This is a genomic window from Sphingopyxis sp. Geo48, from assembly GCF_949769155.1.
Lineage (GTDB): Bacteria > Pseudomonadota > Alphaproteobacteria > Sphingomonadales > Sphingomonadaceae > Sphingopyxis.
This window is the reverse complement of sequence record NZ_CATKPA010000002.1, coordinates 637,172-664,140: the sequence shown is the minus strand read 5'-3', so window position 1 is coordinate 664,140 and position 26,969 is coordinate 637,172. Positions and strand designations below refer to the sequence as shown.

23 protein-coding genes are annotated in these 26,969 nt (G+C 65.7%); 17 read left to right on the top strand and 6 right to left on the bottom strand.

Features of this window, described 5'->3' with window-relative positions; genetic code table 11:
• The first annotated feature begins 22 nt into the window (after window positions 1-22).
• From pyrG to QOL79_RS09925, 9 genes are all read left to right on the top strand, one after another.
• Entirely contained in the window at window positions 23-1,654 is a 1,632-nt protein-coding gene (pyrG, locus tag QOL79_RS09965; RefSeq protein WP_058456399.1) for a CTP synthase, read from the top strand.
• 39 nt (window positions 1,655-1,693) lie between these two features.
• Entirely contained in the window at window positions 1,694-2,380 is a 687-nt protein-coding gene (locus tag QOL79_RS09960; protein WP_058456400.1) for a Crp/Fnr family transcriptional regulator, read from the top strand.
• Between the two features lie 227 nt (window positions 2,381-2,607).
• Entirely contained in the window at window positions 2,608-3,237 is a 630-nt protein-coding gene (locus tag QOL79_RS09955; protein ID WP_283419502.1) for a PEPxxWA-CTERM sorting domain-containing protein, read from the top strand.
• A 473-nt stretch (window positions 3,238-3,710) separates the two neighbouring features.
• Window positions 3,711-4,961, top strand: a complete 1,251-nt coding sequence (locus QOL79_RS09950; RefSeq protein ID WP_282947886.1) for a lipoprotein-releasing ABC transporter permease subunit — start codon at window positions 3,711-3,713, stop codon at window positions 4,959-4,961.
• Window positions 4,954-5,631: an ABC transporter ATP-binding protein gene (locus QOL79_RS09945; protein WP_283419501.1), complete on the top strand. Its 678-nt coding sequence runs from the start codon at window positions 4,954-4,956 to the stop codon at window positions 5,629-5,631. The genes QOL79_RS09950 and QOL79_RS09945 overlap by 8 nt, the downstream gene beginning before the upstream one ends.
• A gap of 26 nt (window positions 5,632-5,657) precedes the next feature.
• Entirely contained in the window at window positions 5,658-6,260 is a 603-nt protein-coding gene (locus QOL79_RS09940; protein WP_283419500.1) for a hypothetical protein, read from the top strand.
• Window position 6,261: 1 nt separating this feature from the next.
• The gene (locus QOL79_RS09935; protein ID WP_058456405.1) at window positions 6,262-6,738 is read left to right on the top strand and encodes a glutathione peroxidase; all 477 of its coding nucleotides are present in this window, start codon (window positions 6,262-6,264) and stop codon (window positions 6,736-6,738) included.
• Window positions 6,739-6,777: 39 nt separating this feature from the next.
• On the top strand, window positions 6,778-10,266 hold the full coding sequence (gene dnaE, locus QOL79_RS09930; RefSeq protein ID WP_283419499.1) for a DNA polymerase III subunit alpha: 3,489 nt from the start codon (window positions 6,778-6,780) through the stop codon (window positions 10,264-10,266).
• 73 nt (window positions 10,267-10,339) lie between these two features.
• Window positions 10,340-11,944: a long-chain fatty acid--CoA ligase gene (locus QOL79_RS09925; RefSeq protein WP_283419498.1), complete on the top strand. Its 1,605-nt coding sequence runs from the start codon at window positions 10,340-10,342 to the stop codon at window positions 11,942-11,944.
• Between the two features lie 46 nt (window positions 11,945-11,990).
• On the opposite strand, the gene QOL79_RS09920 is transcribed toward QOL79_RS09925, so the two are convergent.
• The 5 genes from QOL79_RS09920 to QOL79_RS09900 form a co-directional block, all read right to left on the bottom strand.
• Window positions 11,991-12,281, bottom strand: coding sequence for a GIY-YIG nuclease family protein (locus QOL79_RS09920; protein ID WP_283419682.1), 291 nt, complete (start codon window positions 12,279-12,281; stop codon window positions 11,991-11,993).
• A 53-nt stretch (window positions 12,282-12,334) separates the two neighbouring features.
• Window positions 12,335-13,423: a PA0069 family radical SAM protein gene (locus QOL79_RS09915; RefSeq protein ID WP_502957483.1), complete on the bottom strand. Its 1,089-nt coding sequence runs from the start codon at window positions 13,421-13,423 to the stop codon at window positions 12,335-12,337.
• 116 nt (window positions 13,424-13,539) lie between these two features.
• A complete protein-coding gene (gene moaB / locus QOL79_RS09910) occupies window positions 13,540-14,064 on the bottom strand; it encodes a molybdenum cofactor biosynthesis protein B (protein WP_204992960.1) in 525 nt (174 codons plus the stop codon).
• Complete coding sequence (locus QOL79_RS09905; protein WP_283419497.1) at window positions 14,054-15,811, bottom strand: lytic transglycosylase domain-containing protein; 1,758 nt, start codon at window positions 15,809-15,811, stop codon at window positions 14,054-14,056. The genes moaB and QOL79_RS09905 overlap by 11 nt, the downstream gene beginning before the upstream one ends.
• 12 nt (window positions 15,812-15,823) lie before the next feature.
• Window positions 15,824-16,588, bottom strand: coding sequence for a uracil-DNA glycosylase family protein (locus tag QOL79_RS09900; RefSeq protein ID WP_283419496.1), 765 nt, complete (start codon window positions 16,586-16,588; stop codon window positions 15,824-15,826).
• Between the two features lie 140 nt (window positions 16,589-16,728).
• Here QOL79_RS09900 and QOL79_RS09895 point away from each other — a divergent pair, with 140 nt between their 5' ends.
• From QOL79_RS09895 to QOL79_RS09860, 8 genes are all read left to right on the top strand, one after another.
• Complete coding sequence (locus QOL79_RS09895) at window positions 16,729-18,384, top strand: electron transfer flavoprotein-ubiquinone oxidoreductase (RefSeq protein ID WP_283419495.1); 1,656 nt, start codon at window positions 16,729-16,731, stop codon at window positions 18,382-18,384.
• A gap of 91 nt (window positions 18,385-18,475) precedes the next feature.
• Window positions 18,476-20,041, top strand: a complete 1,566-nt coding sequence (locus QOL79_RS09890; RefSeq protein ID WP_283419494.1) for a tetratricopeptide repeat protein — start codon at window positions 18,476-18,478, stop codon at window positions 20,039-20,041.
• On the top strand, window positions 20,038-20,889 hold the full coding sequence (locus QOL79_RS09885) for a 4-(cytidine 5'-diphospho)-2-C-methyl-D-erythritol kinase (protein WP_283419493.1): 852 nt from the start codon (window positions 20,038-20,040) through the stop codon (window positions 20,887-20,889). Before QOL79_RS09890 ends, QOL79_RS09885 begins: the two co-directional genes overlap by 4 nt.
• Window positions 20,886-21,617, top strand: coding sequence for an N-formylglutamate amidohydrolase (locus QOL79_RS09880; protein WP_283419492.1), 732 nt, complete (start codon window positions 20,886-20,888; stop codon window positions 21,615-21,617). Before QOL79_RS09885 ends, QOL79_RS09880 begins: the two co-directional genes overlap by 4 nt.
• Window positions 21,618-21,676: 59 nt before the next feature.
• The gene (gene ilvD, locus QOL79_RS09875) at window positions 21,677-23,533 is read left to right on the top strand and encodes a dihydroxy-acid dehydratase (RefSeq protein WP_283419491.1); all 1,857 of its coding nucleotides are present in this window, start codon (window positions 21,677-21,679) and stop codon (window positions 23,531-23,533) included.
• Window positions 23,530-23,922, top strand: coding sequence for a hypothetical protein (locus QOL79_RS09870; RefSeq protein WP_283419490.1), 393 nt, complete (start codon window positions 23,530-23,532; stop codon window positions 23,920-23,922). The genes ilvD and QOL79_RS09870 overlap by 4 nt, the downstream gene beginning before the upstream one ends.
• A 37-nt stretch (window positions 23,923-23,959) precedes the next feature.
• The gene (locus QOL79_RS09865; RefSeq protein ID WP_283419489.1) at window positions 23,960-25,312 is read left to right on the top strand and encodes an NAD(P)H-hydrate epimerase; all 1,353 of its coding nucleotides are present in this window, start codon (window positions 23,960-23,962) and stop codon (window positions 25,310-25,312) included.
• A 1-nt stretch (window position 25,313) separates the two neighbouring features.
• Complete coding sequence (locus QOL79_RS09860) at window positions 25,314-26,513, top strand: class I SAM-dependent RNA methyltransferase (RefSeq protein WP_283419488.1); 1,200 nt, start codon at window positions 25,314-25,316, stop codon at window positions 26,511-26,513.
• Here QOL79_RS09860 and QOL79_RS09855 read toward each other — a convergent pair.
• A complete protein-coding gene (locus tag QOL79_RS09855; protein ID WP_058456418.1) occupies window positions 26,510-26,962 on the bottom strand; it encodes an MAPEG family protein in 453 nt (150 codons plus the stop codon). The two genes, QOL79_RS09860 and QOL79_RS09855, sit on opposite strands and share 4 nt — an antisense overlap.
• Window positions 26,963-26,969: the final 7 nt, after the last annotated feature.

Here is a 26,969-nt window from a genome sequence, read left to right as displayed (position 1 = left end):
TGTTGAGTAAGTCTTTCCTCCCATGGCGCGGTTCATTTTTATCACCGGCGGCGTGGTCTCCTCGCTTGGCAAAGGTTTGATGGCGGCTAGCCTCGCTGCCTTGTTGCAGGCGCGTGGCTACCGTGTTCGCATCCGGAAGTTCGATCCCTATCTCAATGTCGACCCGGGCACGATGTCGCCCTATCAGCATGGCGAAGTCTATGTGACCGACGACGGGGCCGAAACCGACCTCGACCTCGGCCATTACGAGCGCTTTACCGGCGTTGCGGCGCGGCAGAGCGACAATGTCACCTCGGGCCGCATCTATCAGCAGATCATCACCAAGGAACGTCGCGGCGATTACCTCGGCGCGACGGTGCAGGTCGTTCCGCACGTCACCGACGCGATCAAGGCGTTCGCGCGCGCCGAGACCGACGACCTCGATTTCGTGCTGTGCGAGATCGGCGGCACGGTCGGCGACATCGAATCGCTGCCCTTCATCGAAGCGATCCGCCAGCTGAGGAACGAGGAGGGGCGCGAGAACACGCTCTCCGTCCACGTCACGCTGGTGCCGTACATCGCCGCCGCGGGCGAGCTGAAGACCAAGCCGACGCAGCACAGCGTGCGCGAACTCGCGTCGCTTGGCGTCCAGCCCGACATTCTGCTTTGCCGCTGCGAAAAACCGCTGCCCGAAGGCGAGCGCGCCAAGATCGCGCAATTCTGCAACGTGCGGAAGGAAGCGGTGATCCCGGCGCTCGACGCCGACAGCATCTATTCGGTCCCGGTGCAATATCATGGCGAGGGGCTCGACAGCGAAGTCCTGCGCGCCTTCGGCATCCATGACGCGCCCGATCCCGACCTGTCGGCGTGGTACGACATCATGGACCGCAAGCAGCACCCCGAGGGCGAGGTCACGATCGGCGTCGTCGGCAAATATGTCTCGCTGCCCGATGCGTACAAGTCGCTCAACGAGGCGCTCGTCCACGGCGGCATGGCGAACCGGGTCAAGGTCAATATCCGCTGGCTCGACGCCGAAATGTTCGAGCGCGGCGACGACCTCGCGAACGAACTCGAGCCGATGCACGGCATTCTCGTCCCCGGCGGCTTCGGCGAACGCGGGTCGGAGGGCAAGATCGAGAGCGTCCGCTTCGCGCGCGAGCGCAATGTGCCCTTCTTCGGCATCTGCCTCGGAATGCAGATGGCGTGTATCGAGGGCGCGCGGAACACGAGCGGCATCGAAAAGGCGTCGAGCACCGAATTCGGCCCGACGAGCGAGCCGGTCGTTGGCCTGATCACCGAATGGATGAGTGCCGAGGGGTTGCAGCAGCGCGGCGCGAACACCGACATGGGCGGTACGATGCGGCTTGGCGCCTATGAGGCGAAGCTGTCGCCGAACAGCCATGTCGCGGCGATTTACGGCGCGAACGACATCAGCGAGCGTCACCGCCACCGCTACGAGGTGAACGGCGCCTATCGCGACAGCCTTGAAAAGGGCGGACTTGTCTTTTCTGGCATGTCTCCCGATGGCATGTTACCCGAGATCGTCGAGCGGCCGGACCATCCGTGGTTCATCGGGGTGCAATTCCACCCCGAACTGAAATCCAAACCCTTCGATCCGCATCCCCTGTTCCGGGGATTCATCGAAGCGGCGGTGAAACAGAGCCGGCTCGTCTGAGATCTGCGGGGCGGACGACAGGAAAGGGACGACAGGGGCATGGATCACGCGAGACTCGCCGAGCTTCAGGGCCCCGACAGCATCTTTTCCGGTCTGAGCGTCGAGGACTGGGCCGAAATCGCCAGCCGGTCGGTGCAGATCAGCTTCGTGAAGGGCAAGGAGTTGCTCGTCCAGGGCGATCCGGGCGACATGATGCTGATCCTGACCGAAGGCACGGCGCGCGTGTCGATGTTGACCGCGGGCGGGCGCGAGATCGTGCTCGCCTATGCCGAACCCGGCGCGGTGCTGGGCGAGATTGCGCTGCTCGACGGCGGCGAGCGCACGGCGTCGGTGACTGCAACGAGCGCCGGGAGTGCGCTCCAGCTCGGCCGTAACGCGCTCAAGGATTTCGCGGCGAGCCATCCCGAATTCACCTGGTCGCTGATGCAGCAGCTCGCGCGGCGGCTGCGCACCGCCGACCAGACGATCGAAAGCGACCGCGCCTATGCCTCGGGCCCGCGGCTCGCGCGTTACCTCAAGCGCCTGATCCGCAAGGACAGTGCCGAAAAGTCGCACCGTGTCGAACTCAGTCAGACCGAACTCGGCAATTTCGCCGGGATGAGCCGCGAGCATATCAACCGCCAGCTCAAGAGCTGGGAAGAGTCGGGTGTGATCTCGCTGGAGCAGGGCCGCGTGCGCGTGCTCGATGCGGATATGCTGGAGGATATCAGCGAGTGCGAGGGGTAGGGGCGCCGCAAAACGCCCCTCGCTCGCGAGCGTCTATGCCACCACCGACGTCGTCAACATGAGTGATGCCAGCCGGATGATTCGTGACAGGAGCATGACTTCGACGGTGCCTGTGCCATATCAAGACGATATCGAAAACACACATGGGGCCAATTAACATTTGGTTGACCAAATTAACCGTGCATGGGAGGCCGTAACGATATCTGCTGCATTTTGGGGGTAAGGCGATGTTGATTTTCAAGCTATTCGGACGGTTCTGGCTGTCGCTCGTTGCGGCATGCGCGATCGGGCTATCGCCAGCGGCGGCCGCCGAACTCGTGACCTATAGCTGGACGACCACCAATGCGGGCTTTGGGTCGCATGTGTCGCAGCCGACATCGGCGACGTTCCAAGTGCCGCTGTCCTCCGTGCTTGCAGGAAAGATCAACTATTCGGATATCAGCAATATTCAGTTTGCTTACCCCGGATTGACGTTCAATGCCTATGCGGCGAGCTCAACCGGGCTGGATTTCGCATCCTATGTGGATCCCGCGACCGGGGCGTTCATCTTTAACAATGTCAATCAGGGTCTCGCGGTGATCGGATATGAGGGCGGTTTGTTTTCGGACAGCTTTCTGTCGATCACGGTCGGGAATCCCAACTCGAGCTTCACGGGCGTTGCCGATCAGTTCAACGCACTGAAGATGGGATCGCCTTATGCAGGGTTCCCGACGGCCGGCTATTGGACCGCGAACTTCCCGACCACCTCGGCTGTTCCCGAGCCCGCCACCTGGGCGATGATGCTTCTCGGTTTCGGCGCCGTCGGTTTTGCGATGCGTCGCAAGCGGCATTTCACGACGAGCTACGCGACCGCCTGATCCGGTTTCGTTTCAGCGCGCGACAGGGCGCCCCGGTTTTTGGCCGGGGCGCCCTTTCTTATTCGTCCCAGCCATTTTGCCCCAAACGCCTTCGTTCCGGCCCCAGTGCTAAACGGAGATGCGTCGTGGGGCCGGAATCACAACGCCCGGGCCTCTTCCGAGACCCGGGCGCCTGTGACGAACACTCGCCATCCCCCTTGTGCGCAGACCGGCGAAGGATCTGCACTCCCTGGAGCCGGGCCGTTTGGCCGCGTTGAACCAGAAGCCATGTGGGTAGGTCGAAGGCGGCGCTTTGTCACCCTCCGCGCGCGATGACGCCTTCTTTTGCGTCCGCCCTGTGGCCGTTGGGCAACATATTGTGCGAATCGTTCGCAAGTACTGCGTGAATTCGTGACCATTGCCAGCATCGCCCGCGCTCCCTAAAGCGACGGCATGACCGCACCGCGTATCGCGCTTCCAAGGCCGCCCGCCCGATGATCCTGCGTCCTTACGAACGCGCCATCTTCAAACGCTATCTTCTGCCGCAGCGCGGCGAGGGCTTCATCTTCGTCGCCGCGGCCTTCAGCTTCATTGCGGTGACGCTCGGCGTCGCGGCGCTGGTGATCGTGATGAGCGTGATGAACGGCGTCCGCTCCGACCTGTTCGACAAGATCGTGGGGCTCAACGGCCATGCCGTCGTGCAGGGCTTCGGCGGGCGGCTCGACGACTGGCAGGATGTGCTGAAGCAGGCGAAGGCGACCCCCGGCGTGGTGTCGGCGACGCCGCTGATCGAACAACCGTTGCTGGCGAGCTTCAGCGGGCGTGTCGAGGGCGTGCTGGTGCGGGGGATGACCGTGCAGGACATTCGCAAGAATGACGTGCTTGGCGGAAAGGTGCTGCAAGGCAGCCTGAACGCGCTGACCCCCAATTCGGGCAATATTGCGCTCGGCAGCGAATTGGCGCGCAATCTGGGCGCGACGGTCGGATCGACCGTCACGATCATCAATCCGCAGGGACGGGCAACGCCCTTTGGCACCGTGCCGCGCGAGATTGCCTATCGGGTGTCGGCGATCTTCGAGATCGGGGTGTATGATTTCGACAAGGCCTATGTCGTGATGCCGATGGAGGATGCGCAACTGTTGCTGCTGATCGGCGATCAGGTGGGGATGATCGAGGTCAAGGTGACCGATCCCGACCGGGTCGGCGAAACGCTGCAGCCGCTGGCGGAGAAGGTCGCGGCGAAAGCGGTCATTTCCGACTGGCGATCGATGAACGCGAGCCTGTTCGAGGCTTTGTCGATCGAGCGCGTCGCGATGTTCGTGATCCTGTCGCTGATCATCCTTGTCGCCGCGTTCAACATCATTTCGTCGCTGATCATGCTGGTGCGAGCGAAGACGCGCGACATGGCGATCTTGCGCACGATGGGCGCCCCGCGCGATTCGGTGATGCGGATTTTCATCGCGATCGGGCTTTCGATCGGCGTTGCAGGCACGGTCGCGGGTATGGCGATCGGGTTCGGGCTGCTTTTCTTCCGCCAGAATGTCCTGCGCGGCTTCGAGATCCTTACCGGGCAATCGCTGTGGGATCCCTCGATCCGCTTCCTCACCGAATTGCCGTCGAAGCCCGATCCGTTCGAGATCACGGGGATCGCGGTCATGACGATCGTTTTCAGTTTCCTCGCCACGCTCTATCCCGCGTACAAGGCCGCGAATACCGATCCGGTGCAGGTGCTGCGCTATGAGTGATGTGGTCCTTGAACTCGCCGGCCTGAAGCGCAGCTTCACCCAGGCCGACGTCACCATCGAGGTGCTGCGCGGCGTCGATGCGAACCTGAAACGCGGCGAAATCGTCGCGCTGCTCGGGCCGTCGGGGTCGGGCAAGTCGACGATGCTGCAGGCCGTCGGCCTGCTCGAAGGCGGCTTCGGCGGCACGATCCGTATCGACGGCGAGGATGTGACGCGCATCGACCAGGGGGAGCGGACGAGGACGCGGCGCGAGAAGATCGGCTTCGTCTATCAGTTCCACCATCTGCTGCCGGACTTTACCGCGATCGAAAATGTCGTGCTGCCGCAGCTGATCCGCGGCGCCAGCCAGGCCGATGCCGAGGCCCGCGCGACCGAACTGCTCGGGCGGCTGGGGCTCGCCGAGCGGCTGCATCACAAGCCGAGCAAGCTGTCGGGCGGCGAGCAGCAGCGCGTCGCGGTGGCGCGCGCGCTCGCGAACCGGCCTCTGCTCGTGCTCGCCGACGAGCCGACGGGCAATCTTGACGAGGCCACCGCCGACCGCGTGTTCGAACAGTTCGTGCAGCTGGTGCGCGACCATGGCTCGGCGGCGCTGGTCGCGACGCATAACGAACGGCTGGCGGCGCGGATGGACCGGGTGTTGCGCTTGCATGAGGGGCATATCGAGGCGTAGCGTTGCGATTCTGCGGGAGGGGACGAATGATCCGTTCGCTATCATTTGCGGCACTGGCTCTTATGGCCGCCCCGGCGCACGCCGGATTTCAGTCTCCTCCTCCGCCGCCTCCGCCGGTCCAGCTTCCGCCACCGCCGCCGGCTATTCCGTCGCAACCCGCGCCGCTGGTCCAGCTTCCGTGCGCGGGCACGGACTATCATGCCTTCGATTTCTGGGTCGGCGAATGGGATGTATTCCCGAACGGCAGCAGCACGCAGGTCGCGACGAGCAGCATCGAATCGATGTTTCTCGGCTGCGCGATCCGCGAGACTTGGAAACCGCTGAAAGGCGGGGGCGGCGGCTCGTTCAGCCACTATGATGCCGAGCGCCGCTACTGGCGGCAGGCGTGGGTCGACGCGACCGGCGCGCGGGTCGATTTCGATGGCGGTCCGGTCGATGGCAGGATGGTGCTGACCGGCCATTGGGCGAATGTCGTTGCCAAGGGTCAGGACGGCCTTATTCGTATGACCTATTCGAAACAGCCCGACGGATCGGTGCGCCAGCATGGCGAGCAATCGACCGACCACGGGCTGACATGGACGACGAGCTTCGACTTCATTTACAGACCGCGCAGGGCGGGGGAGAAATAATATGGGCCTCTATGATCTTTCGGCGAAGCTGCCGGGCGGCGGCGAGCAGCCGTTGGCCGATTACAAGGGCAAGGTGCTGCTGATCGTCAACACCGCGTCGAAATGCGGCTTCACCCCGCAATATGAGGGGCTGGAAGAGCTGTACCGCGATTACAAGGATCGCGGGTTCGAGGTGCTGGGCTTTCCGTGCAACCAGTTCGGCGCGCAGGAACCGGGCAATGCAGAGGAGATCGCGAATTTCTGTTCGCTGACCTATGATGTGACCTTCCCGCTGATGGCGAAGATCGACGTCAACGGATCGAACGCCGATCCGATCTTCAAACATCTGAAGGACGAGCAGACCGGGCTGCTGGGTAGCGGCATCAAGTGGAACTTCACCAAATTCCTCGTCGATCGCGACGGCAAGGTGGTGTCGCGCCACGCGCCGACGACCAAGCCCGAGCAGCTGCGCAAAGAGATTGAGGAATTGTTGGGTTAACCGTTGGCAGAATCGCCGCTGTCACTGTAGCGTCATCCGATGGCCTACAGCCCCTTCGTTCCCCTGCGCGTCTTTTCCAGTTTCACGATGCTGGAGGGGGCGATCGAGCCCAAGGCGATTGCAAAAGCCGCACGCGAGCGAGGATTTCCTGCGATCGCGGTCGCCGATCGCAACGGGCTCTACGGGGTCATGGCGTTCGGCGAGGCGTGCAAGGCCGCAGGGGTGCAGCCGATCGTCGGCGCCTTCCTGAGCGTTGCGCGGCCGGGACAGCGGCTGGCGAACGGCGCCCCGATGATCGACTGGCTCGCGCTCTACGCACAGGACGACACGGGCTACAACAATCTCTGCGCGCTGGTGTCGGCGGCGCATCTCGGCCGTCCGGTCGAGCAGGATCCGCATGTCACGCTCGCCGACATGGCAGGGAAGACCGACGGCCTCATTTGCCTGACCGGGGGCGGCGAAGGGGCGCTCGCGCGGTTGCTTGCGGGCGAGCAGAAAATGGCGGCCGACGATTATGTCGAGCAATTGGAAGCGCTGTTCGGGGGGCGGCTCTATATCGAGCTGTCGCGGCGAAACGACGCAACCGAAATGGCCGCCGAGAACGCGCTGATCGATCTGGCCTATGCCCGGGCGCTGCCGATCGTCGCGACCAATCCCGCCAACTTCGTCGAGCCGCAATTCCACGCTGCGCACGACGCGATGCTGTGCATCGCGCAATCGGCCTATGTCGAGAGCGAGGATCGGCGCGTGTCGAATCCGGAGGCGTGGCTGAAGCCCGCCGAGGCAATGGAGGATGCGTTCAGCGACCTGCCCGAGGCGATGCACAATACGCTCGTCGTCGCGCAGCGCTGCGCCTTCATGGCGCCCAAGCGCAAGCCGATCCTGCCCAGTCTTGCAGGCGACCGCGAGGGTGAGGCGGCGCAGCTCAAGGCCGACGCCCATGCGGGGCTGGAGGCGCGGCTCGCGCATTATCCCGACCTTTCCGCCGAGGAACGCGAAGCCTATGTCGAGCGCCTCGATTTCGAGGTCGACGTCATTACCCAGATGGGTTTTCCCGGCTATTTCCTGATCGTTGCCGACTTCATCAAATGGGCAAAGGCGCACGATATTCCGGTTGGGCCGGGGCGCGGGTCGGGTGCGGGCAGCGTCGTCGCCTGGGCGTTGACGATCACCGACCTCGATCCCTTGAAGCTCGGCCTGCTGTTCGAACGCTTCCTCAATCCCGAGCGCGTGTCGATGCCCGACTTCGACATCGACTTCTGCGAAACGCGGCGCGGCGAAGTGATCCGCTACGTGCAGGAAAAATACGGCCGCGACACGGTCGCGCAGATCATCACCTTCGGTAAGCTGAAGGCGCGCGCGGTGCTCAAGGACACCGGGCGTGTGCTCCAGATGAGCTATGGCCAGGTCGACCGGCTGGCGAAGCTGGTGCCGAACCATCCCACCGATCCCTGGACGCTCGAACGCGCGCTGAATGGCGTCAGCGAGCTGATGACCGAATATAAGCAGGACGACGGGGTGCGGCGCCTGTTCGACATGGCGCGCCAGCTGGAAGGCCTGCCGCGGCACAGTTCGACCCACGCGGCGGGCGTGGTGATCGGTGACCGGCCGCTCGACCAACTCGTTCCGCTATATCGCGACCCGCGCTCGGACATGCCGGTGACGCAGTTCGACATGAAATATGTCGAGACCGCGGGGCTGGTGAAGTTCGATTTCCTCGGCCTCAAGACGCTGTCGGTGCTCAAGGAAGCCAAACGGCTGCTCGCGCTGCGCGGGGTCGATGTCGACCTCGACGCGCTCGGCTGGGACGATCCGGCGGTTTACGAACTGCTCCAGCGCGGCGAGACCGTTGGGGTGTTCCAGCTGGAATCCGAAGGAATGCGGCGCACGCTGTCGGCGGTGAAGCCGACCAACTTCGGCGACATCATCGCGCTCGTCGCGCTCTATCGGCCGGGTCCGATGGACAATATCCCGCTGTTCGGGGCGCGCAAGAACGGCCGCGAGCCGATCGCCTATCCGCACCCGCTGCTCGAAGGCATCCTTGCCGAAACCTATGGCATCTTCGTCTATCAGGAACAGGTGATGCAGGCGGCGCAGATTCTCGCCGGCTACAGCCTCGGCGGCGCCGACCTCTTGCGCCGCGCGATGGGCAAGAAGGTGCAGGCGGAGATGGACGCGCAGCGCGACACCTTCGTCAAGGGCTGCGGCGAGCACAACGGCATCGACGCCAAGGCCGCGAACGAGCTGTTCGACTTGATCGACAAATTCGCAGGCTATGGATTCAACAAGAGCCACGCGGCGGCTTACGCCTTGCTGTCGTATCAGACGGCTTGGCTGAAAGCCCATTATCCGCACGAGTTTTTTGCGGCGTCGATGTCGTTCGATAGCCACCAGACCGACAAGCTGTCGATTTTCATCGACGATATGCGGCGGCTGGGGGTCGAGGTGTCGCCGCCCTCGATCAACGAGAGCGAAGCCGATTTCTCGGTCGGGCGCGGCGAGGATGGGCTGACCGTGCGCTACGCACTCGGCGCGCTGAAAGGCGTTGGCGAGAAGGCGATGGAGGCACTGGTCGCCGAGCGCCATGCGAAGGGCGATTTTGCGAGCCTCGACGATTTCGCGGCGCGCATCGATCCCAAGCTGCTCAACCGGCGGCAGATCGAGGCGCTGGCCGCCGGCGGCGCGTTCGATTGCGTCGAGCCTGACCGGCCCACCGCCTTCGCCGGCGCCGAGGCGCTGCTCGCCTGTGCGAACAGCTCGGCGCACGAGCGCTCGACGGGGCAGGGCGGCCTGTTCGGCGGCGATGTCGCGATCGCGCCGGTGCTTCAGCTGTCGGCGGCCGAGCCCTGGACGCTCGCGGAGCGCATGACGCGCGAGAAGGAGGCGTTCGGTTTTTACTTCTCGGCCCACCCGGTCGAGCAATATGAGGCGATCGTCGCGGCACGCGGCGCGCGCTCCTACGGCGACATTTGCGAAAATGTCGAAATGACGCCGGGAACGCGCATCCCGATGGTGATGGCGGCAATGGTCGAAAGCGCGCGCCCGCGCGTGTCGCAGCGTGGCAACCGCTTCCTCAATTTGACCCTGTCCGACCGCAGCGGGCAATTCCAGTCGAGCTGTTTCGACGAGCAGGCGGGGAGGGTGCTCGAGGCGCTGGCGGCTGACGGCGGCTGCGCGATCCTGTCCGTCGAGCTCGACCTGCTCGAAGGCGAGGAGACGCCGCGTGTTACCGTGCGCGGGGCGCAGTCGCTCGCCGAAATCGCGGCGACGGCGGCGTTGCAGCTGACCTGCCGGGTCGAACTGGCCGATGCGGTCGCGGAAATCGCTAAACTGCTGGAGCGTCGCGACGATGCGCGCGGCAAGGTGGTCATCGCAACGCGCGATCCGCTGACCGATGAGGATGTCCGGGTGGAGCTTGGCCGGAGCTTCGCCCTCGGCCCCGACACCGTCTCGCGGCTTGAAATGATCGCAGGCGTGACCGAACCCGCTCTTTCGCTGGTCGCGCCGCGCGATTTCAGGGCGCGATAGTCCGCTTCACCCTTGCATAGCGCTCGATTCCCGCCCTATCCCTAGGCGGCAACGATAATCGAGGATGCCGAAAATGGGAATGCAGGGTCAGCCGCTGCTCGTCACTAGCCTGATCGACCATGCCGCGCGCGAACATGCGGAGCGCGAGATCGTCTCGCGCTGGGCCGATGGCAGCATCACGCGCTCGACATGGGGCGAGGTGGGCGCGGACGCCCGCCGCTTTGCCGCCGCGATGGTCAGGCTGGGAATGCAGAAAGGCGACCGCATCGCGACGCTGGCGATGAACCATGGTCACCATCTCGTCAGCTGGTACGGCACCGCGGGAATGGGCGGGGTATTGCACACCGTGAACCCGCGGCTGTTCGACGAGCAGCTCGTTTATATCGTCAATCATGCGGAGGACCGCGTGTTGCTGTTTGACGCGATGTTCCTGCCGATCGTCGAGCGGCTTCGCGACCAGCTTCCCACGGTCGAACATTTCGTGCTGTTCGATGCGCCTGCGCAGGGCGACTATACATCCTACCGCGATCTGATCGGCGCCGAGGACGGGCGCTTCGAGTGGGTGGAACTGGACGAGCGCGATCCGGTCGGGCTTTGCTACACCAGCGGCACGACGGGCAATCCCAAAGGCGTTCTCTACGAGCATCGCTCGAACGTCATCCACGCGATCACCGAAATCCAGCCCGACGTTTTCGACATGTCGAACCGCAGCGTGATCCTGCCGATCGTGCCGATGTTCCATGCGAACAGCTGGGGCATTCCCTTCGCGGCGGCGACGGTCGGCGCAAAGCTGGTGTTTTCGGCGACCAACGAGGCGCAGGTGCTTTGCGACCTGATCCACGCCGAGGGCGTGACGCACAGCGCGGGCGTGCCGACGGTGTGGCTGGCCATGTTCGCGCATATGGACGCGACCGGCATCGACTATGGGAAGTTGTATCGCGTGATCATCGGCGGATCGGCGGCGCCGCGCGCAATGATCGAACGCTTCATGAAGGCCGGGGTCGACGTCGGTCACGCGTGGGGAATGACCGAAACCTCGCCGATCGGTACGATGGGCAAGCGCCCGTGGAACTGGGACGAGATGGCCTTCGACGAGCGCGTCGATATCGTCTGCCGCCAAGGCTGTCCTCCATTCGGGGTCGAACTGCGCGTCGTCGATGACGAGGGCAAGGAACTTCCGCGCGACGGAGTGACGAGTGGGCGGTTACAGATTCGCGGGCCGTGGATCATCCAGCGCTATTTCAAGGCAGGCGAGGATGCCGCCGACGACGACGGCTGGTTCGACACCGGCGACGTGTCGGTCATCCATCCCGACGGCGTGATGCAGATCACCGACCGCGCGAAGGATGTCATCAAGTCGGGCGGTGAATGGATTTCGTCGATCGAACTCGAAAACGCCGCGGTCGGCGCGCCGGGGGTACAAGAAGCGGCAGCGGTCGGCGTATTTCATCCCAAGTGGGACGAGCGGCCGATCCTGCTGATCGTGAAGAAGCCCGGTGCCGATGTGACCGAGGCGAGTGTCGTCGATTACCTCAAGGACAAGGTCGCCAAATGGTGGCTGCCCGACGAGGTCGTGTTTGTCGATGAACTGCCGCACACCGCGACGGGCAAGCTGTTGAAGCGCCAGATCCGCGACGATTTCAAGGACTACAAGCTGAAGTCGCTGACTGCGGCGTAAACAAGATCGTCGCCCCCGCGAAGGCGGGGGCCGTTGTGTTCTTCGCTCAAGCGTTGAGCCTTTCGAACAGGTCAGTCCATTCCGGATTGGCTTCCGAAATCAGGCGCAATTTCCAAAGGCGATTCCATTTCTTCAGGGCTTTCTCTCTGGAGATTGCCTCGTCAATGCGGCTAAACGGTTCGGCATAAACCAGCCGCTTCAAGTTCCATCTTCTGCAGAATTCCGATCCCGCTCCCGATCGGTGAGCAAAGATCCGGGCCGGCAAATTGTCGGTGACGCCGACGTAGAGGATGCCCATCGGTTTGTTTGTCATGATGTAAACATAGGCGTTTCTCATCGGCCATTGCTCCATGACGTCGGCGGCCCCCGCCTTCGCGGGGGCGACGGGCTTCAAAATAATTCCATCTGCCCGTCTCGTTCGGGCGGACGGAACAGGTCGCTGCGGAGCGGCGGGAAGCTCTTGTCCATGCCATGTTCGCGCGCGGCACGCTTGACGCGCTGGCGGATGAGCTGCGGCCAGACGCCTTGTCCTTTCATCCGCGTGAAGAAATCGGGGTCGTTGTCGCGCCCGCCGCGAATGTCCTGCACCATATGCATGACCTTGTCGGCGCGATCTGGATAGTGCGCCGCGAGCCAGGCGCGGAATAGCGGCGCGACCTCGAACGGCAGGCGCATCAGGATGTAGGAGGCGCGGATCGCTCCCGCCTCCGCCGCGGCCGCCATGATCGCCTCGATCTCGTGATCGGTGATCGCGGGGATGATCGGCGAGATATTAACCTGCGTCGGCACGCCGGCGTCGATCAACTTGCGGATCGCAGCCACGCGTCGGCGCGGGTGCGGCGCGCGCGGCTCGAGCGTCCGTGCGACCCCGGGATCGAGCGTCGTCACCGAAATCGCGACGCCGACCAGATTGTCGCGCGCCATAGCGGCGAGCAGGTCGATGTCGCGAAGCAGGCGGTCGGACTTGGTCGTGATCAGCAGCGGGTGCCGTGTTTCGGCAAGCACCTCGACGATCGACCGGGTAATTCCCCATTCGCGCTCGATCGGTTGATAGCCGTCGGTGTTGGTGCCGATCGCGAGCGGCGCGACCTTGTAGTTGCGTTTGGCGAGTTCGGCGCGCAGCAGCTTCGCGGCGTCGGGCTTGGCGAACAGCCGGCTTTCGAAGTCGAGACCGGGCGACAGATCGTGAAAGGCGTGCGTCGGCCGCGCGAAGCAATAGATGCAGCCATGTTCGCAACCGCGATAGGGGTTGATCGAACGGTCGAAGCCAATGTCGGGCGAGTTGTTGCGCGAAATGATCGTCCGGGGGCGCTCGACGGTGACCGTCGTGCGCAGCGGCGGGGGCGCGCCATCGACGTCCTCGGCCACGTCGAGCCAGTCGCCATCGGGCGAACGGTCGAGCGATCCGGTGCGGGTCGGGCGCAAATTGGTCGGCGCGCCGCGGCCCGAAATGGGAGGCAGGGGCTTGGTTGGTTCCACCGTCGCAGGATAGTGAACCCGCGAGAACAAATAAAGAACAATTCCGCGATCGCCGAATGATCCGTATGGCTCCTCATTTCAGACGCGGTCGCGCGGGGGAGGCATAAAGGTCGGATCTATTCGGTCAGCCGCGGCATCAGCTCGACGAAGTTGCAAGGCTTGTGGCGGCTGTCGAGCTGGGTCGACAAAATCCCCTCCCATGCGTCGGTGACGGCGCCGGTCGAGCCGGGAAGGGCAAAGATGTAGGTGCCGCGCGCGACGATGGCGCAGGCACGCGACTGGATCGTCGAAGTGCCGATCTTCTGAAAGCTGATCCAGCGAAACAGCTCGCCGAAGCCGGGGATATCCTTGCCGTCGAGCCGGTGCAGCGCCTCGGGCGTGACGTCGCGGCCGGTGACGCCGGTGCCGCCGGTCGTGAGGACGACATCGACCTCGGGATTGTCGATCCAGTTGTGGAGGCGCGAGACGATCTGGTCGCGGTCGTCGCGGACGATGGCGCGATCGGCGAGGACATGGCCCGCCGCCGTCAGCAGTTCTTCGAGTTTGTCGCCCGACTTGTCGTCGGCCGCGCTGCGGCTGTCCGACACGGTCAGAACGGCGATGCGGACCGGCCTGAACGGCAGGCTTTCGTCAATCGGCATTGGCGAGGCCAGCGGGTCCGGCCCAGGTCAGCCGCACGCGGTCCTTGCTGTCGGGAAAGCGCGGCCATTTGCCCTGTGCGAGCGCGGCGCGGCTGACCGAGGGCTTGCCCTGCTGCGCTTCGTACATCCAGTAATTGCGGAGCACGATGCCGACATAGCCGCGCGTTTCCCAATAGGGGATCGATTCGATGTAGAGCAGGGGGTCGCCGCCATCGCGGATCTCGGTCTGCCAGCGTGCGATCGGCGCGGGGCCGGCGTTATACGCAGCGATGACTTTCGGAAGCTGGCCGCCGGTCGAGCTGTCCTTGCTGAGATATTGCAGATAGCGCTGGCCGAAGTCCATGTTCACGGCGGGAATCTTGAGGTCGCCGGGCGCGCGGCCGTCGCCGTTCCAGCGCGCAAGGTCCGATGCGGTCCCGGGACGCACCTGCATCAGCCCGGTCGCGCCTGCGGGGCTGACCGCCTTGCGCTGGAACCGCGATTCCTGGAGCGTGTGGGCGAACACCAGCGCCGGATCGACGCGCCAGCCGCCATTGGGCTCCCACCTCGGCTGCGGATAGCGCGTCGCGGCCGAAAGCTTGCGCCCCTGCGGCGTGTTGTGCGCCAGGTAAAGTTGCGTTTCGGGCAAGCTGAGCGCCTGCGCCATGCCGATCAGTTGTTCGTGCTGGCGCGGGTCGCCGATGCGGGCCTGATGGCGGAGCAGTTCGTCCGAATATCCATCCTCGCCGATTTCGGCAAAGGCCATCGCGGCGCGGACGTTGGGCAGATCCTCGAGCGCGCGCCAGGCGCTGCGATCGGGGCGGACATTCTCGCGCTGGCGATCGGTTTCGACCCCCAGGGTCTCGGCGGCGAGCAGGCCGTAAAGCGTTTCCTCGTTCGCCGCGGCGGCGCGGAGACGCGGCTGAACCGATGCCGGTTCGCCCGAGGCGATCGCGGCGCGCGCGGCCCAATAATAGGCCGCGGCGCGCAACTCGCTGTCGGGCGCTTCCTTGGCGACGCGATCGAAGGCGACGAGCGAGGTGCGATAATCGCGAAGGCGCCACGCGGCGAGACCCTGCACCCATGCGGCCTGCGTCGCCCAAGCACTGCGGCCCTGCGCCGAGGCGATCGCGAGGCGAAGCGCGTTCGCATCGTCATTTTCGATATAATAGGACCAGGCGATCTTCTGTTGCCATTCGTCGCGCGCCTCGGGCGTCAGCTTGTCGGCCGCGGCACTGTAAAGCGCCTCGGCCCCGGCGGGGTCGTCGTTCTTGATCCGGTCGGGAATCGAACGCGCCAGGCCCGACGCCGACGGATCGCCGATGCTGTCCGCGCCGACGCGGCGCGGCGCGCTGCCTGCCCAGGCGAGCCGCGCCTGCGAAGGCAGCGTCGGAATGTCGGTCGCGCCGCGTTTCGCCGCAAGACGGCCGAGCTGGTCGGCCTGCGGCAATTGCGGCGAACGCGAAAGGATCGGCATGATGTCCGCGACCTCGGCGCGCGGGCTGTTCGCGGCGGTCAGCAGTTCGGCGCGCAGAAAGTCCGCAAGCGGACCATTGTCGTCGCCGATCAGCGCCTTCGCCTCGGCCCACCGCTGGCCGCGGATCGCGGCGAGCACCTGCGTGTAGAGCTGCTTCTGTTTGGCGGAGAGGATGTCGGGCACCGTTTGCGGAGCGGCCCGGAAATCGGACGGGCTCGCATCGGCGGCAAGCGCGGGCACCGAGCCGGCCGCAAGCGCGACGACGGCACAGGACAGGAGTTTCGCGGTCATATTCCTCATCTGTCAACGTCCCCGGTTGAACAGTTTCAGACTGTCCCAGGCGGCCGCCTTCTGGGCGGGCCGGGCAAGCAGCATCGCGGGATGCGCGACTGCCACCGCCTCCAATTTGCCGCCATCTTGGTTAATATCGAGTAACTTTCCGCGCGCGTCGGCAAGCTGGAGTTTCGCCGCCATCCGGACGATGTCGCTGCCGATGAGCAGGAGGCGGCCGGGCCTCGCGAGGCGCAGATGGTGCCACAGCAGCCGGTCGAGTTCGGCGGCGTCGCGCTCGTCGATGCGGCCGCCCGGTGGCCGGGTAATCGCGAGGCTGGCGAGATAGCAGTCGCCGCGCGTCGCGCCGACCGCGCCGAGCATGGCATCGAGCAATTGGCCGGCGGGACCGGTGAAGAGCGCTCCGTCCCGCTGGTCGTCGATTTCGGGCCACGCCGTAAGGAGCATCAATGGCGCCCCGGCGTTGCCGACGGGCAGCACGCGGCGCGCGTCCCACTGGCTGCCGGGAACATCGGGGTTTGACGCGAGCCAGCTCTGGAACTCGTCCCACGCGTCGGGAAGGGCAACCGGACCCTTTGCTCCGGCCTCTGCGGGCGCTTCCGGGCGCTGGAGCGCGGCGGGCAGGGGGGCGGGCTCGGGCCCCGCAATCGGTGAGGCTTTGGGCTTTGCCGCGGCGTCATTCGCGGCAGGCACATCGAGCCAGCCCGCCGGCGCCTCGCCGACGAGCACGTCCACCCCGGCCAGCGACCACCAGTCATGATAGCTTTCGGCCAGCAAGGCTGAATTTCGCCCACCCATGAATTTGTTTCAAACAGACAGTTGACGGGCGCGTCAATTGGCGGGCATCGCGTTTCGTGACAGAATGAGCGCCGGACACGATGAATGATCGGCGCGGGGACGGCAGAAAGGTGATTGCGGTGAGCGAACGGGAATCGATGCCCTATGACGTCGTGATCGTCGGGGCGGGGCCTGCAGGGCTTTCGGCGGCGATCCGATTGAAGCAGCTGGCGAACGAGGCGGGCAGCGAGCTGTCGGTTTGCGTCCTCGAAAAGGGTTCCGAAGTCGGCGCGCATATCCTGTCGGGCGCGGTGATCGATCCCAAATCGCTCGACGAGCTGATCCCCGATTGGCGGACGCAGGGCTGCCCGCTCGCAGAAGTCGCGGTCAACGACAACCAGCATTGGGTGCTCACGAAGAACAAGAAGTTCGGCGTTCCGCACTTCATCACCCCCGGATTCATGCACAACAAGGGGACCTATACGGGCAGCCTGGGCAATCTCTGCCGCTGGCTCGCCGAGCAGGCCGAGGGGCTGGGCGTCGAAATCTTCCCCGGCTTCGCGGCCGCCGAAATCCTCTATTACGAGGACGGCTCGGTAAAAGGCGTCGCGACCGGCGACATGGGGATCGCGCGCGACGGCAGCCACAAACCCGACTATGCGCCCGGCCTCGAACTCCATGCGAAATATACTTTCTTTGCCGAGGGCGTGCGCGGGCACCTGACCAAGATGCTCAAGCCGCAATTCGCGCTCGACGCCGAGTGCGAGCCGCAGGTTTATGGCATCGGGATCAAGGAACTCTGGGACATCAGGCCCGAGAATCATGCGCAGGGTCGCGTCATCCACACGCAGGGCTGGCCGCTCGACGCGCATGCCAACGGTGGCGGTTTCCTTTATCACCAGGCAAACGGGCAGGTCGCGCTGGGTTTCGTGACCTGGCTCAACTATCGCAACCCGCACATCTCCCCCTTTCAGGAGATGCAGAAGTGGAAGACGCATCCCGAGATCGCAAAGATCCTGAAGGGCGGCAAACGCGTCTCCTATGGCGCGCGCGCTATCAGCGACGGCGGCTGGCAATCGGTGCCGAAGCTGGCATTTCCGGGCGGCGCATTGATCGGCGACACCGCGGGCTTCCTCAACGTCCCGCGTATCAAGGGCACGCACACCGCGATGAAGTCGGGCATGATGGCGGCCGAAGCGGCATTCGCCGCGTTAAGCGCGGGCCGCGGGTCCGACACGCTCGACGCCTATCAGGCGGCCTATGACGAAAGCTGGGTGAAGAAGGAACTGAGCGTCGTCCGCAACGTGCTGCCGCTGGTCGAGAAATTCGGCGACCTTGCAGGCACGATCCTGTCAGGCATGACGATGTGGCTCGAAACGCTGGGGATTCGCGTCCCCTTCACGATGAAGCATCATCCCGACAATACGACGCTTTACCGCGCCGATATGATGCCTAAGCCCGATTATCCAAAGCCCGACGGCGTGCTGACCTTCGACCGCCTCTCGTCCGTGTTCCTGTCGAACACCAATCATGAGGAGGACCAGCCGGTCCACCTGCAGCTCAAGGATCCGTCGATCCCGGTCGAATATAATCTGCCGGTGTATGACGAGCCGGCGCAGCGCTATTGTCCGGCAGGCGTTTACGAGATCGTCGGGCAGGACGAGGGCGATCCGAAGTTCGTGATCAACGCGCAGAATTGCGTCCATTGCAAGACGTGCGACATCAAGGATCCGACCCAGAATATCAACTGGGTCACTCCCGAAGGCGGCGGAGGCCCCAATTACCCGAACATGTAAGTCCGCTTGCTGGCTCCTGGCCGTCGGCTTTCTTGCGGCGGCCGTTCCGGCCGAAGCCGCGAGCGAAGGCGGCGCGGCGGTCAATGCGCTGGTGCGGGCGCGGCTGGCCGAGGATGCGGGCGATCCAGCCGCGGCGCTGTCTGCCCTGACCAGCGCCGCCAGCGCGGCGCCCGACCTACCGGGGCTTCGCGGGCGGATTTTGGAACAGGCGATCCAGGCGGGCGACCTGGTCGCGGCGCGCGGCGCCGCTGCGCAGCTCTGGGCAAGCGGCGAGCGCCGCTTCGACGCGCAGCTTGTGCTTGTCGTCGACGCGATGAAACGGGCCGACTGGAAGGGCGCGCGCGCCTTTCTGGGGGGGCGGCCCGACAAGACCGGCGGCGATGCGATCGCCAATCTGGTGACGCCGGCGCTGAACAGCTGGATCGACGTCGGCGCGCGCGAGAAGGCACCCGAGCGGCACCTGATAGCGGCGCTGGCGCCCGGGCGGCTCGAACCGACGCTGGCGCTCGAAGCGGCGCTGGTCAGGGTCGCGGCGAAACAGCCCACCGAAGGGGCCAAGCTGGCGGCGGACACGGTGCTGAGCGATCGCACGAGCCAACTCGTCGCGCTGCGGCTGGCGGCGACGCTCGATGCTGCGGGGCAGGCCGACGCCGCGAAGGCGCTGCGCGGGCGGACCGCGATGGCGGCGGGCGGGCGCGAAGACCCGATGCTGCTGCTGTCGGGCCAGCCGGTGACGACGGCGCGCGGTGGTGCGGCGCACTGGCTCGGGCTGCTTGCCGACGGGCTGGCGCGGACCCCAAATGGCAGTCCGAAGCTGCCGCTGTTGTTCGCGCGTGCGGCTTATTGGCTAAGCGATCAGGATTGGGCGGTACGCTCGGCGCTCGTCGAGGCACTCGATCGCAACGGGCAGGAGCGCGATGCGATGGCGCTGCTGGCTGGCAGCCGGACCGCGCAGCCGCCGGCGCTGCAGATGCGTCATGCCGAACTGCTGGCCGAGGCGGGCGATATGACGAGCGCGGTAAAACTCGCCGACGCTGCCGCGCGTAGCGAGCCGGCGGCGCGCAGCCTGCTTATCCGCTTTGCCGATATCGCGCGCCGTGCGAACGATCCCGCTGCCGCGGAACGCGCCTATTTGGGTCTGGAAGCGACGCTGGGAGATATCGCGGACGACGCACCGCTGCGTGGCTCGCTGCTGATTGCTCGCGCCGAGTTGAAGTTGCAGGCCGGGGATTGGGATGGCGCGGCGCCACTGATGGAGAAGGCGGTCAACCTGCGCCCCGGCGATGCAACGATCCTGAATTTCGCGGGCTATTCGGCGCTCGAGCGCCGCAAGAACGTAAAACAGTCGCTCGCGCGGATCGAGGCGGCGTGGAAGGCCGAACCGCAAAGCGCGAGCATCACCGACTCGCTCGGCTGGGCCTATTTCCTGACCGGCCGCATCGACGATGCGGTGCCTTTGCTCGAACTGGCGCAGCGCGGCGATCCGGGCAATGCCGTGATCGTCGAGCATCTGGGCGATGCCTATTGGCAGGCGGGGCGTCGGTTCCAGGCGCGCTATACGTGGCGCGCTGCCGCGCTGTTGGCCGAGGCCGACATGGCGGCGCGGATCGAGGCGAAGCTGCGCGACGGGCTGAGCGCCGCCACCACGGCGCCATGATGGCCGACATGCAGGAAAGCGGCTGGGCGAAGATCAACCTCGCGCTCCACGTTCGCGCGCGGCGGAGCGACGGCTATCACCTGATCGAAACGCTGTTCGCCTTTGTCGATCATGGCGACACGATCGCCGCGGCGCCGGCCTCCTCTGACAGTCTGTCGATCGACGGAGAGTTTGCCGAGGGGCTAGGCAATGGTGCCGACAATCTGGTGCTGCGCGTGCTGGCGCTGCTTCGCGAGCGCTATGGACGCGATCGCGTGCCGCCGCTGGCGTTGACGTTGACCAAAAGGCTCCCCGTCGCGGCGGGGATCGGCGGCGGGTCGGCGGATGCGGCGGCGATGGCGCGGCTCGTACGGCGACATTTCCTGCCCGAACTGGGCGACGCGACGCTGGCGCGGCTGGTGAGCCCGCTCGGCGCCGATATTGCCGCCTGCATCGCCAGCACGACATGCCTTGGCGTCGGGGTCGGCGAGGAATTGAGCCCGGTCCCCGAGCTGGCCCTGACCGGCACCCCCGTGCTGCTCGTCAATCCGCGTCAGCCGGTATCGACGGGGCCGGTGTTCGCGGCATGGGACGGCGTCGATCGTGGTCCGCTGTTCACCGGCGCCGACATGCGCGCGCAGCTGTTCGCGGCGCGCAATGATTTGCAGCGCGCGGCGATCGCGCAATGCCCGGCGATTACCGACTTGCTGACCGAGCTTGGCGCGCTCAGGCCGTGGCTGGCGCGCATGTCGGGATCGGGCGCAACCTGTTTTGCGCTGTTCGACGCGCCTGCGGAGCGCGATGCCGCAGCGGTGCGGCTCGCGGAGAGCCATCCGCATTGGTGGCAGATGGCAGGGACGCTGCGATGAGCGAGGCGTGGCGTCAGCTCGGGACGCCGCGTGCCGGCGGTATCCTGTTGATCGGCGATCATGCGTCGGCGCATGTGCCGCCGGATATCGATCTCGGCATCGATCGCGCGTTGCTGCGCGAGCATATCGCGATCGATCTTGGCGTTTCCGAAGTGGCAGCGCTGCTCGTCGAGGCGAGCGTTGTCGATACGGCGATCCTCGGCGGCGTGTCGCGGCTGGTCGTCGACTGCAATCGTGACGAGGACGTGCCCGGCGCCATTCCGATCGCCAGCGATGGCCACGCCATTCCCGGCAATGCGCTCGACCATGCGGGGCGTGAGGCGCGGCTGGCGCGCTTCTTCCGGCCGTATCATGCGCATATCGCGGCGACGATCGCGGCGCATCGTCCGGCGATGATCCTGTCGCTGCACAGCTTTACGCCGGCGCTGGCGAGCGATCCGGCGCACGCGCGCCCGTGGCACGTCGGTGTTCTCTACAATCAGGACGACCGGCTAGCGGGTCCGGCGATCGCCGCCTTGACCGAGGAGGGGCTGACTGTCGGCGACCAGCTTCCCTATTCGGGCAAGCTGCTCAACGCGACGATGAACCGGCACGCCGAGGCAAACGATATTCCTTATGTGGGAATCGAGATGCGACAGGATCTGGTGCGCGATGCGGCGGGTCAGGCGCGGTTCGCCGAACGATTGGGACGCATGTGCAAGAAAGTGGCATTGTATGTCGCCGAATAGGCGTGTAATGGCGCCTTTCTCCACGAATATTTGAAATAAAATTATCAGAAAGTTCCAAGATGCCTTCTTATCGTTCGCGAACCACCACCCACGGCCGCAACATGGCGGGCGCACGCGGGCTTTGGCGCGCGACGGGGATGAAGGACAGCGACTTCGGCAAGCCGATCATCGCCGTGGTGAACAGCTTTACCCAGTTCGTGCCCGGCCATGTGCATCTCAAAGACCTCGGCCAGATGGTCGCGCGCGAGATCGAGGCCGCTGGCGGCGTCGCCAAGGAATTCAACACGATCGCGGTGGATGACGGCATCGCCATGGGGCATGACGGGATGCTCTATTCGCTGCCGAGCCGCGACCTGATCGCCGATAGCGTCGAATATATGGTCAACGCGCATTGCGCCGACGCGATGGTGTGCATCTCCAACTGCGACAAGATCACGCCAGGGATGCTGATGGCGGCCCTCAGGATCAACATCCCGGTGGTGTTCGTCTCGGGGGGACCGATGGAGGCGGGCAAGGTGGTGCTGAAGGGCAAGGAGGTCGCGCTGGACCTCGTCGACGCAATGGTCGCCGCCGCGGATGAAAAATACACCGACGAGGAAGTGCAGGCGATCGAGCGTTCGGCGTGCCCGACGTGTGGCAGCTGCTCGGGGATGTTCACCGCGAACTCGATGAACTGCCTGACCGAAGCATTGGGGCTTTCGCTGCCGGGCAATGGTTCGACGCTGGCAACACATGCCGACCGCGAGGAGCTGTTCCTGCGCGCGGGGCGGATCGTCGTCGAAATGTGCCGCCGCTATTATGAAGAGGATGACGAGGCCGTCCTGCCGCGCAGGATCGCGAGCTTCGAGGCGTTCGAGAATGCGATGAGCCTCGACATCGCGATGGGCGGTTCGACGAACACGGTGCTCCACCTGCTCGCCGCCGCGCACGAGGCAGGGGTCGATTTCACAATGAAAGATATCGACCGCCTGTCGCGCCGCGTACCGTGCCTGTCGAAGGTCGCGCCCGCGAAAAGCGACGTGCATATGGAGGATGTCCACCGCGCGGGCGGGATTATGGCGATTCTCGGCGAACTCGATCGCGCGGGGTTGCTCCACGCGCATTTGCCGACGGTGCACAGCGCGACGCTAGGCGATGCGCTGAGCAAATGGGATATCGCGCGGACGAACGATCCCGACGTGCAGAAATTCTTCCTCGCGGCGCCTGGCGGCGTGCCGACGCAGACCGCGTTCAGCCAGGACCGGCGCTGGGACTCGCTCGATCTGGATCGCGAGGGCGGGGTGATCCGTTCGGCGGATCATGCGTTCAGCAAGGATGGCGGGCTTGCGGTGCTGTCGGGCAATATCGCGCTCGACGGCTGCATCGTGAAGACCGCAGGCGTGGATGAGAGCATCCTGAAATTTTCGGGTCCGGCAAAAGTCTATGAGAGCCAGGACGCCGCAGTGGCCGGCATCCTGACCGGACAGGTCGAGGCCGGCGACGTCGTCGTCATCCGCTACGAAGGGCCGAAGGGCGGGCCGGGGATGCAGGAAATGCTGTATCCGACGAGCTACCTCAAATCGAAGGGGCTCGGTGCAGCCTGCGCGCTGATCACCGACGGGCGCTTCTCGGGCGGCACGTCGGGCCTGTCGATCGGCCATGTCTCGCCCGAGGCGGCCGAGGGCGGCGCGATCGGGCTGGTCGAGAATGGCGACATGATCGAGATCGACATTCCCGCGCGCGCGATCAACCTGATGGTCGGCGACAGCGTGCTGGCCGAACGCCGCGCCGCGATGGATGCGAAGGGCGAGGCCGGCTGGCAGCCGGCGAAGCCGCGCCCGCGCAAGATTTCGGTCGCGCTGGAGGCTTATGCCGCGATGACGACAAGTGCGGCGCGCGGCGCGGTGCGCGATTTGTCGCAGCTTCGGCGCAAATGATCGGGCGCCTTTTCGGTCCGGCCAGCGCATTGCTGCTGGCGTCGGGCTGCAACGGTGCGCCCGACAATGGCGCGCTGGCCGAAGCCGAGGCGCACGGGTCGAACCAAGCCCTGAAGGATGGGCGCATCGAATGCGCGCTCGAAGGGGCGAAGGCATTCGACCGCACCTGTACCATCGACGAGATGAGCGGTGACGACGCGACGATCCTGGTCGTGGGCAAGCCCGACGTGGGATACCGCCGGTTGCAGATCGCGACCGACGGGCGCGGCGTGATAGCGGCCGACGGGTCGGAGCCCGCCAAGGTCATGATCATCGGCGACGGGGTCATCGAGGTCGCGGTTGGCGGCGACCGTTATCGCCTGCCTGCGAACACGAAGGGGCCGAAGTAGCGCGACTTTTGGTTCGGGCGTGCTAGGGTCGGGTCCTATGTCCCTTCCCGCCGACGCCCCGATCCTGACCAGCAGAGCGATGCGTGACGCCGAAGCGGCGTGTGCCGCGTCGGGCACCCCGCTTTCCGAGCTGATGGACCGTGCGGGTGCTGCTGTGGCCGAGACCGCGTGGCGGATGGCAGCGGCGGCGCCGGTTCTGATCCTGTGCGGCCCCGGCAACAATGGCGGCGATGGCTATGTCGCGGCACGACTGCTCAGTGAGCGCGGGGCGAATGTACGCGTCGCCGCACTGGCGCCGCCGACCACCGATCTCGCGAAGGCGGCGCGGGCAAAGTGGGCGGGGGCGGTCGAGCCGATCGACGAGAATCTTGTCGCAGCGCCCGTGGTGGTCGATGCCCTGTTCGGCGTCGGGTTGACGCGGCCGCTGGCGGCCGACCTGACCGGGCGGCTTCGAGCGCTGGCTTTTCGCCGCGTGATCGCGGTCGATGTGCCAAGCGGGGTCGATGCCGATGGCAAGCATGATTGGGTGCCGCCGCTTCCCGCGCATGTGACGGTGGCGCTGGGTGCGCTGAAGCCCGCGCACGTCCTGTTGCCCGCTGCGCAGCATTGTGGACGCGTCCTGCTCGCCGGGATCGGGATCGCGTGCGATGCGACGATCCGCAGCCTGCCGCGCCCGCGCGCGTCGGCGCCCGGCGTGACGTCGCATAAGTTCAATCGCGGGATGATGCTCGTTCGCGCGGGGGCGATGCCGGGCGCCGCTGCGCTCGCTGCCGCTGCAGGCCTGCGCGCCGGGGCGGGTTATGCGGTGCTGAGCGGAGCGGATACAGCGCCGTTGTTCGCGATCATCGTCGAGGATGGCGCCAATTATCGAGAGCGGCTGGGCGACAAACGCGTCGGGGCCGTGGTCATCGGTCCGGGCTATCCGGCGGGCATGGCGCTCGATCGCGATGTCGCGTCCGCGATCGACAGCGCCAAGCCGCTGGTACTCGATGCGGCGGCGATCGATGCCGCGCTGCCGCGCCTGCGCGGGGGTGGGGTGACGGCTATTCTGACGCCGCATGAGGGCGAGTTTGTGCGCGCGTTTCCGGGCGCAGAGGGGAGCAAGATCGACCGAGCGTTGGTCGCCGCCAAGGAAACGGGATCGGTCGTCATCTACAAGGGCGCCGATACCGTCATCGCCGCGCCCGACGGCCGCGTTGTCGCGGCATGGCCGGGCAGTCCGTGGCTGGCGACGGCGGGCAGCGGGGACGTGCTGGCGGGCGCCTGCGGGGCGATGCTGGCGCGCGGCGGCGACCCCTTCGATGCGGCCGTCGCCGCGGTGGGCTGGCATATTGCGCGCGCGGCGCATATAGGCCCCGGCCTTGTCGCCGACGATCTGGTTAGGGAATAGAATGATAGACAGTGGGCTGATCGAGCGCATTGCCGCGCGCGGCGATGGCGTGACTGCCGACGGGCGCCATGTTGCAGGCGGCGTGCCGGGCGACCGGCTTGCTGCCGACGGGACGCTGGTGCCGGGTCCGAACCGCGCCGAGCCGGTGTGCCGCCATTTCGGAAAGTGCGGCGGCTGCCAGTTGCAGCATGTCGCCGAGGGGTCGCTCGCCGATTTTGTGCGTGACCGCGTCGTCGGCGCTCTGGAAGGGCAGCAGGTCGAGGCGGGCGACATACTGCCGGCGTTGATCTCGCCGCCTGCGAGTCGGCGGCGCGCGGCGCTGACCGCACTCAAGATCGGCAAGCAGGTCGCCCTCGGTTTCAACGCCGCGCAGAGCAACCAGATCGTCGACATGCGCATGTGCCCGCTGCTGCTGCCCGAGTTGTTCGCGCTCGTCGCGCCGGTCCGCACCCTGCTCGACGCAATCGCGCCCCAGCGCCGCCCGGTGAAGGTCAAGTTGCAGATGCTCGACCAGGGCGCTGAAATCATCGTCGAGGGCGTAAAGGCCGCCGGGCTGGACGCGGCGATGGCGCTGCAGGATTTCGCCGGAGAGCATCGGCTGGCGCGGCTGGCGATCGATCAGGGCGACGGGCTGGAAACGGTCTGGCAACCCGAGCCGCCGACGGTGCGCTTTGGCGACATAGCGGTCGAAGTGCCGCCCTTCGCCTTCCTGCAGGCGACCGCGACGGGGCAGGCCGCGCTGGTCGACGCGGTGCGGCGCGCGATCGGCGATGCGGCGGCGGTGGCCGACCTGTTCGCTGGGGTCGGAACCTTCGCACTGTCGGTGCAGGCGGGGCGGAAAGTCTATGCCGCCGAGGGCGCGCGCGATGCGATCGCGGCGCTGACCGGTGCCGCAAACCGCGCGCGGGCGCTGGTCGCGACCGAGCATCGCGATCTGTTTCGCCGCCCGCTCGTTCCCGCCGAGCTCAATCGGTTCGGCGCGGTGATCCTCGATCCGCCACGCGCGGGCGCCGAGGAGCAGGTGAAACAGATTGCGGCCTCGACTGTGCCGGCCATTGCTTATGTCAGTTGCAACCCCGCCAGCTTCGCGCGCGATGCCAGGTTGCTCGTCGCAGGCGGCTATCGCCTCGACTGGGCGCAGCCCGTCGGCCAGTTCCGATGGTCGACCCATGTGGAACTGGCCGCGCGATTCAGACGCTAGTGGGCGAGCATTCCCGAGTGGAGCACGAAGCCCATGAACGCATGGACGCATAGCGCGATCAGCGCGAGGCTCGCGAGCGCGAACACGCCGAAGCGCCACATGACGCGGTTGACCGTCGCCTGGATCAGGCTGTGCAGGATGCGCAGGCCCACATAGGCCCAGGCAAGCTGCGCGTTGAGCCCGCCGCCCATGCCGCCGACCGCCAATGCCAGCGCAACGGCATAGAAGACCGTCGGCTGTTCCATCAGATGGTTATAATTGTGGGCCTTCCACTGCACTTCGGCGGGCAGCACCTCGTCGAGGCCGCGGCCGGTGGTGCCGACAAGATTCTTGGCATCGATCTTGGCACGCTGCATCGCGGGGATGCGCGTCGCATACATCCAGATCCACATGACCATCGACCAGAGCGCGAGCGTCGCGACCGGCCCTAAAATTGCATTCGTTCCCATTATCGTC